This window comes from Paraburkholderia sp. DD10 (assembly GCF_049177125.1).
GTDB classification, from domain to species: domain Bacteria; phylum Pseudomonadota; class Gammaproteobacteria; order Burkholderiales; family Burkholderiaceae; genus Paraburkholderia; species Paraburkholderia terricola.
Window position 1 is genome coordinate 1,717,711 of sequence record NZ_CP185392.1, and the last position, 15,878, is coordinate 1,733,588.

Here is a 15,878-nt window from a genome sequence, read left to right on the forward strand (position 1 = left end):
TTCTCCAAAGGACGCCTTGCAAGTCGTCCAACGGCGCGAGGCACTGGGTTGGTCGGGCACGTCGATTGCTATTCGTCACACCATCCTCTTGCGCGAGAACCCGCCATGCAAACCATTGCCCGCCGTGTCGCCCGCTTCTCGGACCTGCGGGAGGATCGCGCCGAGCGCGTGGTGGTGGACGGCGAGAACATCCTGCTCGTGCGCCACGGCGACACGGTGCGTGCCTATGCCGCCGACTGCCCGCATGCGGGCGGTCCGCTGGAACAGGGCGGGCTGTGTCATGGCCGCATCATCTGCCCGTGGCACGAGGGCACGTTCGACGCCGCCACCGGCAACGTGCTCGAACCGCCGCCGCTGGTCGCGCTCGACCGTTACCCCGTGGTGGTGAGCAGCGACGACGTGATCGTCGCGCCGCGAAAGCAGCCGCAAGCGGTGCGCCATGCCGCCGCCGCGCAACCGCATTATGTGGTGATCGGCGCGGGCGCGGCGGGCGCCGCGGCTTGCACGGCGTTGCGCGAATACGGTTTCGGCGGACGCCTCACGCTGATCGGCGATGACCCGCATGCGCCTTACGATTGCACCGCGCTCACGAAGTTCGTGCTGTCCGCCGACATGGCGCCCGCCGACGTGCCGCCGCTGCTCGCGCCGGACTGGCTCGCGCGGCACGACGTGGAGCGGATCGTCGCGAAGGTTGCGCGTCTCGACGTGCCCAGCCGCACGATTCATTTCGCCCACGGCGGCCAACCGACCTACGACACCGCCCTGCTCGCCACCGGCAGCGTGCCGAAACTGCCCGCGATTGCCGGCATCGAACTCGGCGGCGTCCACGTGCTGCGCAATCGCGACGACGCCGCCGCGCTCGCCGAGGCAATCGGTGAGGACGCGGAACACACGCGCGTCGCGATTCTCGGCGGCAGTTTCATCGGACTGGAGACGGCCGCCGCGTTGAGGAAGCGCGGCACGCCGGTCACCGTCATTTCACCGGAGAAAACGCCTTTCGCGAGGCAGTTCGGCGAACGCGCGGGTGCGATGTTCCGCACGCTGCACGAGCGCAACGGCGTGCTGTTTCACCTCGACACAAAGGTCGTTTCGCTCGAAGGCGAGGCGGGCCGCGTTCACGAAGTCACACTCGAAAACGGCGACCGCGTCGCCACCGATGTCGTGCTGCTCGACACGGGCGTTGCACCGGCCACCGGTTTCGTCGAGGGACTGCCGCTGCAAAAGGACGGCGGCGTGATCGTCAATGCGGGCATGCAAGCTGCGCCGGGTCTCTATGCCGCCGGCGACATCGCGGTGTTTCCGTTGCACGAGCATCAGGAGCCGTTGCGCATCGAGCATTGGCGGGTCGCGCAGCAGCACGCGCGCATCGCCGCGCAAAACATGTGCGGCGCGCGTCATCGCTACGCCGGGGTGCCGTATTTCTGGACGTATCACTTCGGCAAGAACTTCGAATATCTCGGCCATGCCAGCGAGTGGGACGACATCGTGATCGACGGCGAACTCGAACGCCAGCAATTCGTCGCGCTGTATGTGAAAGACGACAAGGCGTGTCCTGCGCGGACGCGCTGGCGCTCGTGCAAAGCGTCGTCGCGAGGAACAGCGCACGGCCCCTCCCCTGACCAACAACTACATGCCCATGTAAAAAGCACCCGCGTCAATCCGTGTAGCTCACCGCTCATTTGATTATTGAAGGAGAAGTCGCCATGACAGACACCAAGGAGAAACATCCGCACGCCGACAAGAGCGAAAAGCAGATCGACGAACAGGTGGAGGAGAGCTTTCCCGCAAGCGATCCGCCTTCCACCGGCGGCACGACCAAAATCGTCCCCGACGAGGACGCCTCGAAAGAAAAGCCGTCGACGGATAAACCGTCGACTGACAAGCCAGCCAGGCGCTAGCCCGCCTCACTGCATCGGGACCGCCGCGCGCACTGCCGCCCGGCGGTTTTTCTCCACGCTCGCATTTGCCATCGATCCGGAAACGACAGGAACGTATCGCCATGTCAGACGAGACCGGCTCCGCTCAGGAACAGCACGATCAACGCGAAACCAGGGACACGAAAGACGGCGGCAAGAACGCCAACGATAAAAGCCGCCGCACGCCCGGCAAGAAGCCGCTGATCATTCTCGCCGCCGTGGTGGCGCTGCTGGCGATCGTCGCCTTCGTCTGGTGGTTCGCGACCCGCAACCAGGTTTCCACCGACGACGCCTACACCGACGGCAACGCCATCATGATGGCGCCGAAAGTCTCCGGCTACGTGGTGCGGCTCGCGGTGAACGACAACGTCTACGTCCACAAGGGCGACCTGCTGGTCGTGATCGACAAGCGCGACTATCAGGCGCAGGTCGATCAGGCCGAGGCGCAACTCGGACTCGCGAAAGCGCAACTGAATGCCGCGCTGATTCAGCTCGACATCGCGCGCATTCAGTATCCGGCGCAATACCGGCAAGCCAGGGCGCAGACCTCGTCGGCGGAAGCGAATTTCCGCCAGGCCGAGGCCGCTTATCTGCGCCAGCACGCCGTCGATCAGCGCGCCACCTCGCAACAGAACATCGACACCGCCGACGCCCAGCGCCAATCGGCCAGCGCCGGCGTGCAGCAGGCGCGCGCGCAATTGGCGAGCGCGAGCCTCGTGCCGCAGCAGATCCGTCAGACCGAGGCGAGCGTCGAGGAACGCCGCCAGCAGGTGCAGCAAGCCGAGGCGCAACTCGAACAGGCGCGGCTGAATCTCTCCTACTGCGAAGTGCGCTCGCCCTCCGACGGCTGGATCACGCGGCGCAATGTGCAACTGGGCAGCTTCCTGCAAGCCGGCGTGTCGCTGTTTTCGATCGTCACGCCGCAAGTGTGGGTGACGGCGAACTTCAAGGAATCGCAACTGGAGCGCATGCGTCCCGGCGACAAGGCGAAGGTCGAGGTCGACGCCTATCCGAAGCTCGATTTGCGCGGCCATGTGGATAGCGTGCAACTCGGCAGCGGTTCGCGCTTCTCGGCCTTCCCGGCGGAAAACGCCACCGGCAACTTCGTGAAGATCGTCCAGCGCGTGCCGGTGAAGATCGTCATCGACGAGGGCTTGCCGCGCGATCAGCCGCTTGGGCTCGGCTTGTCCGTCACGCCGAAGGTGTATCTGAAATGAGCGCGTCGAACACCGCGAACGGCGCTCAATCGAACTGGAAGCCCGCGGCGAATCCGTGGCTCATCGCCATCGTGGTGACGCTCGCGGCTTTCATGGAAGTACTCGACACAACCATCGTGAACGTGGCGTTGCCGCACATCGCCGGCACCATGTCGGCCAGTTACGACGAAGCCACGTGGACGCTCACCTCGTATCTGGTCGCCAACGGCATCGTGCTGCCGATCTCCGGTTTTCTCGGGCGGCTGCTGGGCCGCAAGCGCTACTTTCTGGTGTGCATCATCGCGTTCACCGTTTGTTCGTTCCTGTGCGGGATCGCGACCGACCTGTGGCAACTGATCATCTTTCGCGTCTTGCAGGGCTTTTTTGGCGGCGGCCTGCAACCGAATCAGCAGTCGATCATTCTCGACACGTTCCCGCCCGAACAGCGCGGCCGCGCGTTTTCGATCTCGGCGGTGGCGATCGTCGTCGCGCCGGTGCTCGGACCCACGCTCGGCGGCTGGATCACCGACAACTTCTCGTGGCGCTGGGTGTTCCTGCTGAACGTGCCGGTCGGCATTCTGACCAGTCTCGCGGTGCTGCAACTGGTGGAAGACCCGCCGTGGAAAAAGACCGGCGACACGAAGGTGTCGATCGACTACATCGGCATCACGCTGATCGCCGTCGGGCTCGGCTGCCTGCAAGTGATGCTCGATCGCGGCGAGGACGACGACTGGTTCTCGTCGAACTTCATCCGCACGTTCGCGGTGCTGTCGGCGGCCGGCATTGTCGGCGCGACGTTCTGGCTGCTCTACACCAAAAAGCCGGTCGTCGATCTGCGCTGCCTGAAAGACCGCAATTTCGCGCTCGGCTGCGCGACGATCGCCGCCTTCGCGGCGGTGCTGTACGGCAGCGCGGTGCTGGTGCCGCAGCTCGCGCAACAGCAGCTCGGCTATACCGCGATGCTCGCCGGACTCGTGCTCTCGCCCGGCGCCGTGCTCATCACGATGGAGATTCCGCTCATCAGCAAGCTGATGCCTTATGTGCAGACGCGTTTTCTGGTGGCGACCGGCTTCGCGCTGCTCGCCTGCGCGCTCGCGTATTCGCATACGCTGGTGCCGAACGTCAACTACCCGACGCTCGTGAAAATGCGCAGCGCGCAATCGCTCGCGATCGGCTTCCTGTTCGTGCCGATCACCACGCTCGCCTATCTCACCGTGCCGCAGCGTTTGAACGACGATGCGTCCGCACTCTTCACGATGTTCCGCAACGTGGCCGGCTCGGTCGGCATTTCGCTATCGACGGCGCTGATTCGCGAGCGCAGCCAGGCGCGCATGGCGCATCTGTCCGAACACATGTCGACGCTTTCGCAGAACTACAACGACGCGGTGCAGCGCGGCGCGCAAACCATCGCCGAGATGACCGGCGTGCCGTTTTCGCAAGCGCTGCAAACGGCGACCGGCCGCCTGTACACCACGTTCATTTCGCAGTCGACGATTCTCGCCTACGTCGACGTGTTCGCGATTCTCGCCGTGTTCTGCGCGCTCTGTATTCCGATGACGTTGTTTTTCTCGCCGGTCAAGGCCGCCGGCGGCGCGGGAGGACACTGACATGAGGCGCGCCGTTTTCAGCCTGCGCATGCCGGTGCTTTCGCTCGCGGCGTGGCTCGCCGCATGCACGGTCGGGCCTGACTTCCACGCGCCGAACGCCGACGTGCCGCGGCAGTGGCACGACACGCGGCACACCGCCGCAACGGCTGCGCCCGCTGCGCCCGCTTCCGGCGCGGAGGTGGCATCGGTCCCCACGCTCGATACCGATCCCGATCCGCGCTGGTGGCGCAATTTCAACGACCCCACGCTCGACGCGCTTATCGAGCGCGCCGCGCGCGGCAATCTGGACTTGCAGCAGGCCGTGTTGCGTATCGTCGAAGCGCGGACCCAGGTGCAGAGCGCGGCGGCCCAGGGGTTGCCGAATGTGCGCGCGACAGGCAGCTACCAGCGCGAACAACTCGGCCTGAAAGGCTTTCTCGAATCCAACGGCGTCTACGACAAGGTGAACCGGCTCGGCGCGCCGGATTCGCCGGTCAATGCAATCGCGCCGGGCGCGGGCCCCGCGCTGCAAAACGGCGCCGACAACGTGCTCGATCAGTTGACCTCGCCGACCAATCTCTGGCAAGCCGGCTTCGACGCCTCGTGGGAACTCGATCTGTTCGGCCGGGTGCGCCGCTCGGTGGAAGCCGCGAACGCGCAGACCGAGGCCGCAGTGGAAAGCCGCAACGACGCGCTGCTCTCGCTCGAGGCCGAAGTCGCGCAAACCTACATGCAGTTGCGCGGCGCGCAGGCGTTGCGCGACATCACCACGAGCCTCGTCGAGCAGCAACGCGATGTCGTCCGGTTGACGCAAAGCCAGGCGAAGGTCGGCCTCGCCAGCGAAGCCGACGTGAAAAGCGCGAGCGCGCAGCTTGCGCAGACCCAGGCGCAGTTGCCGCGATTCGAGCAGCAGATCGCGCAGGCGTCGAACGCGCTCGCCTGGCTGGTGGGCGAAGCGCCCGGCGCGCTGGAAGCGGAACTGTCCGCGCCGGCCGCCGTGCCGCCGGTGCCGCCCACGGTGCCGGTGGGCTTGCCGTCGACGCTCGCGCGGCGGCGTCCCGACATTCGTCGCGCGGAAGCCAGCCTGCATGCGGCGACCGCGAATGTCGGCGTGGCGGTCGCGCAGTTCTATCCCGACGTTTCGCTGACGGGCCAGGTCGGAACGCGCGCGACGAACGCGAGCGATCTGTCGCGCTGGTCGCATCTGTTCTATTCGTTTGGCCCGAGTGTTTCGCTGCCGGTTTTTCAGGGCGGCGCACTCGTTTCCAACTTGCGGATGTCGGAAGCCCAGCAGGCCGAGGCGGCGCTCGACTACCGCAAAACGGTGCTGACGGCGCTGCGCGACGTGGACAACGCACTCGTGGTTTATCGCACCGACCAGGCGCGGCGCGATTCGCTGGCGGACAGCGTGGCGGCGAACCAGACTGCGTTTGAACTCGCGCGCGACAGCTACCGCAAGGGGCTCACCAGCTTCATCAATGTGCTCGATGCCGAGCGGCAGTTGGCGCAGGCGCGCCAGCAATATGCGCAGGGGACCATGCAGGTGAGCACCGATCTGGTCGCCTTGTACAAGGCGCTGGGCGGCGGCTGGCAGGATGGTGGTGGTGCGGCGGCGGCGGCGACAACTCAAGCCGCACAGGCTGGCGCGGTTGCGTCGAGCGGCGGCCACGACGTCGCGCTCAAGGGTCGAGGGGTCGAGGTGGTCGAGCCACCGCCCGAAGCGCCGCGCAACGCTAGGCGTTGACCACCGCCAGGCTCTCCCCGCTCGTGGGCGCCTCGATTCGCCCGCACGCGGCGAGCATCTCCTGCAACGACGCGGCATGGCACTCGGCGCCCAACGCGCCTTGCAGGTCGCCGCTCCATTTTTCGACATCCTGCGCGGTCCACAAGCCGACGACGATCGCAACGTTCGGCAAGCGCGCGCGAATGCGCTTGACCAGATTGCGCAGATGCGAGGGAATGCCTTCGATCTGCAGATAGAGGATGCAGATAGTCCCAACGTCGTCCGCATCGAGCGTCTCGATCGACGCCCGCGACACCGCTTCGTGCGGCACCGCGCGCGATACGAAGCCGTGTTTTCCCAGCAGTTGCAACAGGATCGTCGTGGCGAGCGGATCGAGCGGGCCGCGCCCCGGAATGCACAAGACCCGGTTGTTCGCGGCGTGACGCGTTGGTCCGGCGCGTTGGCCTGACGTGTCGCCGGTTGCAGCCGGCGCTGTAGCCTGCATGGTGCTTTCCGCCGCGCCCGCATTCGTATTGCTCGTATTGCTCGTATTGCTCGTATTGCTCGTATTGCTCGTATTGCGTGGCGTCATGCGTTGCGCCGCGTCGCGGTCCGCATCGCCCGCTTCGGCAACCGGCTTCGCCGCAGGCTCGGCGCCCGCTTCGCGCCAGGGCGCAATCGGCCCCACGAGGTTCATGCTTTCTTGCGTCGGCGTCGTCGACGGCGTCGGCTTCGCGGGCACGCGATCGTCGTAGCCGTCGAGACCATCGACCAGATCGTTCGTCGACGCCTCGATCCGCGCAAGCTGCGCCGCCGTCACGCTGCCGCGCAGCACGTCGTTCGCCGCGAGTTGCAAACCCTTGATCGCCACCTCGTCGTAATAGGACGACAACGAACGCTCACGCAACCACACCTCGGCCTGCTCGATCGCTTCGTCCGGGTCGCCGGCGAGCGCGCGCTGGTAAAAGTTCTCGACCGGCGTAAGCGCGGGCTGGTCGCCGAGCAACACGTCGAGAAACTCCAGCCGTCGCACATGCCGGCCGAGCACGAGCAGGCACAAGGTCAGCGGCGTCGACACGATGAGCCCAATGGGCCCCCAGATCCAGCTCCAGAAAATCGCGGCGACCACCACCGAGAACGGCGACAGCCCGGTGCTGCGTCCGTAGAGCAGCGGCTCGACCACCTGCCCCACCAGTAGCTCCACGATGACGAAGAGCGCAATGGACCAGATCGCCATCGACCATCCTGGACTCACGGCGGCGGCGAGCACCGTGGCCAGCGCGGCGGCGATCCAGATGCCCACGTAAGGCACGAGCCGCAGCAAGGCCGCGAGAATGCCCCACAGGATCGGGCTGGGCACGCCGATCAGAAACAGTCCGCCGCCGATCGCGACCCCCAGGCCCGCGTTCAACCCCAGTTGCGACACGAAGTAACGGCTCAGGCGCCGCGCGGCTTCGTCCATCACCGTGGTCGTGCGGTGCAGGTCGCGCGAACCGAACAGACGGATCGCGCGATTGCGCAGATCGTCGCGTTGCAGCAGGATCACCACCATCACGACGAACACGATAAACGCCGTTTCGAGCGGACTGATCGCCGGCGACAACACGCGCCGCGCGAGTTCGAACGGCGTGGGCGCCGGCTCGCGCACCTCGACCGGCAGGGCGGCGCTCGCGGCGCCGCTCGCCGCCGGTGCGCCATTGCGCGGCGCCTCGCGTTGCGCGGGTTCGACGGTGGCGCGTTGCAGCGCCTGGCCCGCCATGCCGGCCAAATGGCTCAGCCTGCCGATGGTCAGCTTGTGCACGGCTTCCAGCTTGTGCTCGACGGTCACCTGATAGCGCGGCATGCCGGCGGCGAGATCGGTCAGCTGGTTGGCGATCACCGCGCCGAGCAGGCCGATCACCGACACGGAAATCGTCACCGCGGCAAACACGGACGCGACATGGCCCAGCTTCAGGCGGGCGAGCGACTTGGCAAGCGGCGCGACGAGAAAGCTCAGCAGAATCGCGAGCGTCATCGGAATCAGCACGGCTCGCGCGAAGTACAGGCACGCGACCACCGTCACGCCGACGGCGAGCGCGATCAAACCCTCGATGCCGAAGGCGGCGGGCGGAGCCTGAATGCGGGTCGCGGGTCTCGGGCCAGGCTGGTCGGGAGAATCCTTCACTTCGTCGTTCTGCACGGGTTTGCGTCGTCTCGAGGGTGCGAGCGCCGCCAGGCAGCGGCTTCGCATCCGACGCGCGCGTTATTTTTTAGGTTCCTCCGCGATCGGCCCGCTTTCGATCGGCGGCGCTTCCTTTTCGATTTCGGCGCGCGCCCGTTCCCAATACTCGTCGGGCGTGCCCTTCGGCTCGTCGGCGTGCTCCCACAGGTAGTAGGCACGCCGGCGAATCTCTTCCTCTTGCGAGGTCTGTTCGGATTCAGGTTGCTGTTGCATGTGATTACCCTCGGTTGGGACGTGGCGACGAGCGGCATCGGCCGGCACCGCGCGGGTGCCGCGCAAGGCGGCCTCGCGCGCGGGCAACCGCAAGCAAGCAAGCGTTATACCCGGCGCGGGCGCGTCGGTTTATCGTCTGGTGTTGGCGGGCTGTCGCGTCCCGATCCGTCAAGCGTGGGCCGGAGGTTCGCTTTCGTCGGTGGTGAGCTGTTCTTCCAGCCGGTCGAACACGCGTTGCGTCGCGCGGCTCGGCGCTTCGAGCGCGAACAGCAGCAGTGAGCGCGCCGTCACCTGATACGCGTCGCCGGCGCTGAATTGCGGCAACTCGGAGCGCACCGGCATATTGGTGTCGAGCAGACAAGTCCACTGGTCGCCCTCGGGAATCTCGGGCAGCGTGAAATTGACGACGTCGTGATGCGCGTTGAGCACCAGCAGCAAGGTCGCGTCCGATGCGGGACGGCGAATGCCGCTCGCCTGGGCGCGGCCGTCGATCACGAGGCCGAAGCAGCGCATCGCCGGATCGTCCCATTGCTCCGGCGTGAGGTCCGCGCCGTCGGGCGAGAGCCAGCGCGCGTCGGTCACGTCCAGCGCCTCGTTGTATTCGCCGGTGAGAAAGCGACCGCGCCGCAATACCGGCAGACGGTGGCGCAGCGTGGTGAGATTCTTGACGAACTCGGTGAGCGCGCGGCCTTCGTCGTCGACGCTCTCCCAATCCACCCAACTGATTTCGTTGTCCTGGCAATACGCGTTGTTATTGCCCTTCTGCGTGCGGCCGAATTCATCGCCGGCGAGGATCATCGGCGTGCCTTGCGAGAGCAGCAGCGTGGCGAGCAGATTGCGTTTCTGGCGCTCGCGCTGCTGGCGGATCTCGGCGTCGTCGGTCGGACCTTCGACGCCCATGTTCCACGACTTGTTGTCCGAGTGGCCGTCGTTGTTGTCCTCGCCGTTGGCCTCGTTGTGCTTGTCGTTGTACGAGACGAGATCGTTGAGCGTGAAGCCGTCGTGCGCGGCGACGAAGTTTACGCTGGCCCAGGGGCGGCGGCCGCGATGATTGAACCTGTCGCCCGAACCGGTCAGGCGTTTGGCGAGATCGCCGACCTTGCCTTCGTCGCCCTTCCAGTATTCGCGCACGGTGTCGCGAAAGCGGTCGTTCCACTCGGCCCAGCCCGGCGGAAAACCGCCCACCTGATAGCCGCCCGGCCCGCAGTCCCACGGCTCGGCGACAAGGCGCACGCTGTTGAGCACGGGGTCCTGGCGGCAACTGTCGAGAAAGCCGCCGCCTTCGTCGAAGCCGTGCGGCTCGCGGCCCAGGATCGTGGCGAGGTCGAAACGGAAACCGTCCACCTTCATTTCCGTCACCCAGTAGCGCAGGCTGTCGGTCACCATTTGCAGCACGCGCGGATGCGACAGGTTCAGCGTATTGCCGGTGCCCGTGTCGTTGATGTAATAGCGCGGCTCCTCGGGCAGCAGCCGGTAGTAGGACGCGTTGTCGAGGCCCTTGAAGGAAAGCGTCGGGCCGCGCTCGTTGCCCTCGGCGGTGTGGTTGTAGACCACGTCGAGAATGACTTCGAGGCTGGCGTTATGAAAGCGGTCCACCATCTCCTTGAATTCGCCGACCGATTCGGTGGATGAAGCAAAGAAGCGCGGGTCGGCCGCGAAGAAACCGATGGTGTTGTAGCCCCAGTAGTTGGTGAGACCTTTTTCGAGCAGATGGCTGTCGTTGACGAAGGTCTGTATCGGCATCAATTCGACTGACGTGACGCCGAGGCTCTTGATGTAATCGACCACCACCTGCTGCCCGAGCCCCGCAAAGGTGCCGCGCAGATTGTCGGGTACGTCGGGATGACGCCGGGTAAATCCGCGCACGTGGGTTTCGTAGAAGATCACGCGCTCCCACGGCAGCGCACTGCGCTCGGGATGGCTCCACGAGAAGTTGGCGTCCACCACCTTGCACTTCGGCACGAAGGGCGCGCTGTCGCGTTCGTCGAACGAGAGGTCGCCTTCCTCGGCATCGAGCGTATAGCCGAAGATTTCCGGCGTCCATTTGAGTTCGCCGATGTGCGCCTTGGCATACGGGTCGAGCAGCAGCTTGTTGGGATTGAAGCGATGCCCCTGTTCCGGTTCATACGGCCCATGCACCCGATAGCCGTAAACCGCGCCCGGTTTCAGGTTGGGCACGAACACATGCCAGACCTCGTCGGTATATTCGGGCAGCTCGATGCGCTCGATTTCGTTCTCGCCGGTTTCATCGAACAGACACAGTTCGACTTTCGTTGCATGCGCCGAAAAGAGCGCGAAGTTGACACCACTTCCATTCCACGTCGCACCGAGCGGAAAAGGCGTGCCTTCCGCGATGCGCGTCGAGTAGCTGCTCTGGGATGACATAGGGGTTCCTGTGGAAGCGCGAGCGCGTGCACGCGTGTTCTAGTGTATGGCCAAACAGCAAGCGCGCCCGAAGGAGCAAATTGCGGGCCCGGCTTTCGCAGGTCTCGCTTCGCGGAGCACGCGGCCTCCGGCCAATGAAGCGGCACGAGTTTTGCACCAGCATGATGAAAAGCTTGTCGACCCCGCGCCGTTACAAGCGCAAGAACAACAGGGAGAAGAGTCATCATGCGAAGCCTACATACTGCGCCGCTCGTGGCGGCGGTACTACTCGCCGCGACGCTCGCCGCCAACGACGCCTACGCTCAGGGCGCGCCCCAGGCCATCACCGAAAGACGCACGGACGTGGTCCAGCTCGCGAGCGGCTACCGCGCGTCGAAACTGACCGGCGCCGATGTCTACAACAGGAACAAGGACACCATCGGCACCCTGGACGATCTGATCGTCTCGCCGAGCGGTGACAGAAGCACCTACGCGATCCTGTCGGTGGGCGGCTTCCTCGGCATCGGCAAGCATCTGGTGGCCGTGCCGTTCAACGATTTGCAGATCAACAATCGCCGCATCGTGCTGCCGGAAGCGACCAAAAAATCGCTCGAAGCGCTGCCTGAATTCAAGTACGCGGATTGATCCGCGGGCTATCCGCCGCCGGCGGTTCGGCTAGAACGTTGATTGCCCGCGCTGACCGGTTGCAAGGAGCGGAGCCTTGCGAACCGGTTAGACGCGCGGATCGCCATACGGCGATGAGCGTTCAGCCGCGCGGCCTTCACGCGAACAGTTTGTCGAGCGTAATCGGCAAATCCCGCACGCGCTTGCCCGTCGCGTGCCAGATCGCATTGCCCACCGCCGCGGCCACGCCCACCACGCCGATTTCGCCCACGCCCTTCACGCCGAGCGGATTGACGATGTCGTCGTGCTCGTTCACGAACAGCACGTCGATATCGTGGATGTCGGCATTCACCGGAATGTGATACTCGGCCAGGTTGTGGTTCATCTGCCGCCCGAGCGCGTGGTCGAACTGGCCGTGCTCGTGCAGCGCCATGCCGATGCCCCACACCACGCCGCCGGCAATCTGGTTGGCCGCCGTTTTCGGGTTCACGATGCGGCCCGCGGCGACGGCGCTGACCACGCGCGTCACGCGCACGGTGCCGAGCGCTTCGTCCACGCGCACCTCGGCGAACACCGCCGAATGCGTGCCCATCGAATACGCCTGCTGCTTTTCATGCGGCTTGACGCTCGCCTGCTCTTCCAGCGTCTCCAGACCCGCGCGGGCCAGCAGCGCGTCGATGCCGATCGCGTCGTCGGAGCCGCTGCCGCAGACGAGCCGGTTGCCGGCGCGTCTCACCTCGTCGCGCGCAACCATCGCGAAGCGCCCGCCGCCGTATTGCCGCGCCAGTTCGACGAGGCGGTTTCGCAGCCGCTCGCACGCGACATGAACCGCGCTGCCCACCGACGACACCGTCCACGAGCCGCCCTCGATCGGCGCTTTCGGCAAGCGCGTGTCGCCGAGCTCGAAGTCGACATCGTGAATCGACACGCCTAGCGCATCGGCGGCGATCTGCGTCATCGCCGTGTAGGTGCCGGTGCCGATGTCGGCGGTGGAGCTCGACACTTCCACGCGGCCGTCGGGCGTGAGCACGGCGCGCGCCGCCGCTTCATTTTGCATTGCGTCCCATGCGCCGGTCGCCATGCCCCAGCCGATCAGTTCGCGGCCCTCGCGGCGCGCGCGCGGCGCAAGCGGCCGCCCCTCCCAGCCGAAGCGCGCGGCGCCTTCGCGATAGCAGTCGCGCAGCGCCTTGCTGGAAAACGGCAGATTCTTGTTGGCGTCGCGCTCCGCATAGTTGATGAGCCGCAATTGCAGCGGGTCCATCTGCAACGCTTCGGCCAGTTCGTCCATCGCCGTTTCGAGCGGGAAAAGACCTTGCGCCGCACCCGGCGCGCGCATGTCGGCCGGCGTCGGCACGTCGAGCTTGACGACCTTGTAGCCCAGCGTGACGTTCTCGCATGCGTACAACTGGCCGGCCCAGTTCACGAGCACGTCGCAGTAGTCCTCGTAGCGCGAGGTTTCCGCGACCGCCTCGTGAATCACCGCCTGCAGTTTGCCGTCCGCCGACGCGCCCAGCGCCACGCGCTGAATCGATTGCGGCCGATGCGCGAACGTGAACATCTGCTGGCGCGTCAGCGTGACCCGCACGGGCCGCTTCAGATCGCGCGCGGCCATCACGGCGAGCGGCAGATGATATTGCGGCCGCAAGCCCGAACCGAACGCGCCGCCGACGAAGGGCGACTCCACCTGCACCTCGTCGTCCTTCAGGCCGAACACGGCGGTCAGATAACGCTTGGTGTTGACCACCCCCTGGGTCTTTTCATAAACGATCAGATGCCCATGCTCGTCCGGCACCACGGTGCAGCCGTGCATTTCCATCGGATTGTGATACTCGGCGGGCGTGCTGTAGAAGCCGTCGACCCGCACCGCCACGCTCGCCAGCGCGCGGTCCGCGTCGCCGCGCGGCGACGGCGGCGGATCGAACCCGCCCTTTTCCGTGGACGGCGGCACAGCGCTCATCAACGCTTCGCTCATTTCCGTCTGATGCGGCGTGTGTTCGTAGCGGACCTTGACGAGCGAGGCCGCATGGCGCGCCAGTTCCAACGTTTCCGCCACCACCAGCGCGACCGGTTGTCCGCTGTACCACACGCGGTCGTCCCAGAGCGGCCTGAACGGCGTGCCGCCGGGGGCGACCATGTCTTTGTAGGGCTGGTCCGCCAGCGGCAGTGGCGGGCGATTCAGATGCGTCAGCACGAGCAGCACGCCGGGTAGTTCGAGCGCCGCCGACGCATCGATCGCCACGATACGGCCGCTCGCGATCGTGCTCGACACCACGAAACCATACGTCAATCCATTGGCGGCGTAGTCCGCCGCATACTGCGCGGCGCCGGTGACTTTCAGCTTGCCGTCGACGCGCTTGTGCGGCACGCCCACGGCGCGCGTCGCCGGAAAAGTGTCGGCCCCGTTCATGATGCGCCCTCCTCGAACGAACGCTGCGTCGCCAGTTCGAACGCGCGCACGATCACGCGCGTCGCCAGTTCGATCTTGAACGCATTGCCGCGACGCCCTTGCGCCTCGCGCAACAGCGAGTCCGCGAAACCGCGCACGGTGGCGGCGTTCAGCGGTCTGCCGCGCAGCACGGCTTCGGCATCCAGATCGCGCCACGGTTTGTGCGCGACGCCGCCGAGCGCGCAATGCGCGCGAACGATGATGTCGCCGTCCAGTTCGACGCCGAGCGCGGCGGACACCAGCGCGAACGCATACGAGGCCCGGTCGCGCACTTTCACGTAAGCGTGATGTTCGGCGAAGCCTCGCCTGGGCAATTCGACGGCGATCACCAGTTCGTCGTCGCGCAGGTTCGTATCGATGTGCGGCGTCTCGCCGGGCAGGCGATGGAACTCGGCGAACGGCAGCGCGCGCGTGCCGTCGTGGCCGGCGAGATGCACCGTCGCGTCGAGCGCCGCCAGCGCCACGCACATGTCCGACGGATGCACGGCGATGCACTGATCGCTCGCGCCGAGAATCGCGTGCATGCGGTTGACCCCTTCCATCGCGGAGCAGCCGGTGCCCGGCTCGCGTTTATTGCACGGCGTGCCGGCGTCGTAGAAGTAAAGGCAGCGGGTGCGTTGCAGCAGATTCCCTCCGACGGTCGCGACATTGCGAATCTGCGCGGACGCCCCCGCCAGGATCGCCTTGGCAAGCAGCGGGTAACGCGCGGCCACGGTCTCGTCGTAGGCCACCGCGGTATTCGTCACCAGCGCGCCGATTCTCAGGCCGCCGTCGCCGGTGGCTTCGATCTGCCTGAGCGGCAAACGGTTGATATCGACCAGCGTGGCCGGATGCGCCACGTCCTCGCGCAACAGGTCCACCAGATTCGTGCCGCCCGCGATGAACGCGGCGGCGGCATGCGCGCGATGCTGGTCGATCGCCTCGGACACCGCGCTTGCGCGGGTATAGGAAAAGCGGTTCATGGCCGCGCTCCCGGCGCCGTGAGCGGCTGATCGGACCGCTGCGCCGCATCCAGAATCGCCGCGACGATATTCGTGTACGCGCCGCAGCGGCACAGGTTGCCGCTCATCAGTTCGCGAATGTCGTCGGCGTTTTTCGCGTGGCCTTCGGCGAGCATCGCAACGGCCGAGCAGATTTGCCCCGGCGTGCAGTAGCCGCACTGGAAGGCGTCGTGATCGATGAACGCCTGTTGAACCGGATGCAGCGTGTCGCCGTCGGCAAGACCTTCGATCGTCGTGATCGACGCGCCGTCGCGCACGGCCGCGAGCGCGAGACAGGTATTGATCCGCTGGCCGTCGACGATCGCGGTGCAGGCGCCGCATTGGCCGTGGTCGCAGCCTTTCTTGATGCCGCTCAGGTGGCAGCGTTCGCGCAGCAGATCGAGCAGCGTGGTCCACGGCTCGATCTCGAACCGGTGTGTCTTGCCGTTGATCTCGAACGTCACCGGCACGCGCTGGACGTCGCTCGGCGCGAGGTCCAGCGCCGCTTGTGCTGTGGGGGTTTCCATTGGATGTCCTCCGGACGGTAGGTCGCGCAATACGAACGGCGCGCGCAAGCCACGTGCCACCATGCCGCCGTGCCAAGGCGCC

General features: G+C 66.0%; 12 protein-coding genes. 6 read left to right on the forward strand and 6 right to left on the reverse strand.

Translation table 11 applies throughout. The annotated features are described in order from the left end of the window. The first annotated feature begins 105 nt into the window (after positions 1 to 105). The 5 genes from ACOCG7_RS07820 (at position 106) to ACOCG7_RS07840 (ending at position 6,442) form a co-directional block, all read left to right on the forward strand. Positions 106 to 1,683, forward strand: coding sequence for an FAD-dependent oxidoreductase (locus ACOCG7_RS07820; protein ID WP_421375017.1), 1,578 nt, complete (start codon positions 106 to 108; stop codon positions 1,681 to 1,683). A gap of 20 nt (positions 1,684 to 1,703) precedes the next feature. Then, positions 1,704 to 1,898, forward strand: a complete 195-nt coding sequence (locus ACOCG7_RS07825; protein ID WP_073428414.1) for a hypothetical protein — start codon at positions 1,704 to 1,706, stop codon at positions 1,896 to 1,898. A 101-nt stretch (positions 1,899 to 1,999) separates the two neighbouring features. Continuing rightward, a complete protein-coding gene (locus tag ACOCG7_RS07830) occupies positions 2,000 to 3,133 on the forward strand; it encodes an HlyD family secretion protein (protein ID WP_421375019.1) in 1,134 nt (377 codons plus the stop codon). After that, positions 3,130 to 4,719, forward strand: a complete 1,590-nt coding sequence (locus ACOCG7_RS07835) for a DHA2 family efflux MFS transporter permease subunit (RefSeq protein WP_310132972.1) — start codon at positions 3,130 to 3,132, stop codon at positions 4,717 to 4,719. Before ACOCG7_RS07830 ends, ACOCG7_RS07835 begins: the two co-directional genes overlap by 4 nt. Position 4,720: 1 nt before the next feature. Further along, positions 4,721 to 6,442, forward strand: coding sequence for an efflux transporter outer membrane subunit (locus ACOCG7_RS07840; protein WP_084561386.1), 1,722 nt, complete (start codon positions 4,721 to 4,723; stop codon positions 6,440 to 6,442). Here the strand turns inward: ACOCG7_RS07840 and ACOCG7_RS07845 are convergent. From ACOCG7_RS07845 to glgX, 3 genes are all read right to left on the reverse strand, one after another. Further along, the gene (locus ACOCG7_RS07845) at positions 6,432 to 8,585 is read right to left on the reverse strand and encodes an AI-2E family transporter (RefSeq protein ID WP_421377590.1); all 2,154 of its coding nucleotides are present in this window, start codon (positions 8,583 to 8,585) and stop codon (positions 6,432 to 6,434) included. The two genes, ACOCG7_RS07840 and ACOCG7_RS07845, sit on opposite strands and share 11 nt — an antisense overlap. Positions 8,586 to 8,663: 78 nt before the next feature. Next, positions 8,664 to 8,855 (reverse strand): DUF2934 domain-containing protein, encoded by a 192-nt coding sequence (locus ACOCG7_RS07850; protein WP_073428417.1) that lies wholly within the window; start codon positions 8,853 to 8,855, stop codon positions 8,664 to 8,666. Between the two features lie 168 nt (positions 8,856 to 9,023). Then, positions 9,024 to 11,240 carry a glycogen debranching protein GlgX gene (gene glgX / locus ACOCG7_RS07855; protein WP_073428418.1) on the reverse strand — a complete coding sequence of 739 codons (2,217 nt, stop codon included), beginning with the start codon at positions 11,238 to 11,240 and terminating at the stop codon, positions 9,024 to 9,026. A gap of 225 nt (positions 11,241 to 11,465) precedes the next feature. Here glgX and ACOCG7_RS07860 point away from each other — a divergent pair, with 225 nt between their 5' ends. Continuing rightward, positions 11,466 to 11,864 (forward strand): PRC-barrel domain-containing protein, encoded by a 399-nt coding sequence (locus ACOCG7_RS07860; RefSeq protein WP_421375023.1) that lies wholly within the window; start codon positions 11,466 to 11,468, stop codon positions 11,862 to 11,864. Positions 11,865 to 12,000: 136 nt separating this feature from the next. On the opposite strand, the gene ACOCG7_RS07865 is transcribed toward ACOCG7_RS07860, so the two are convergent. Genes ACOCG7_RS07865 through ACOCG7_RS07875 form a run of 3 tightly spaced genes read right to left on the reverse strand, consistent with a single transcriptional unit; the run spans position 12,001 to position 15,796 of the window. Beyond that, positions 12,001 to 14,250: a xanthine dehydrogenase family protein molybdopterin-binding subunit gene (locus ACOCG7_RS07865; RefSeq protein WP_421375025.1), complete on the reverse strand. Its 2,250-nt coding sequence runs from the start codon at positions 14,248 to 14,250 to the stop codon at positions 12,001 to 12,003. Continuing rightward, on the reverse strand, positions 14,247 to 15,251 hold the full coding sequence (locus ACOCG7_RS07870) for an FAD binding domain-containing protein (protein ID WP_114164534.1): 1,005 nt from the start codon (positions 15,249 to 15,251) through the stop codon (positions 14,247 to 14,249). The genes ACOCG7_RS07865 and ACOCG7_RS07870 overlap by 4 nt, the downstream gene beginning before the upstream one ends. Next, entirely contained in the window at positions 15,248 to 15,796 is a 549-nt protein-coding gene (locus tag ACOCG7_RS07875; protein WP_073428422.1) for a (2Fe-2S)-binding protein, read from the reverse strand. The genes ACOCG7_RS07870 and ACOCG7_RS07875 overlap by 4 nt, the downstream gene beginning before the upstream one ends. Positions 15,797 to 15,878: the final 82 nt, after the last annotated feature.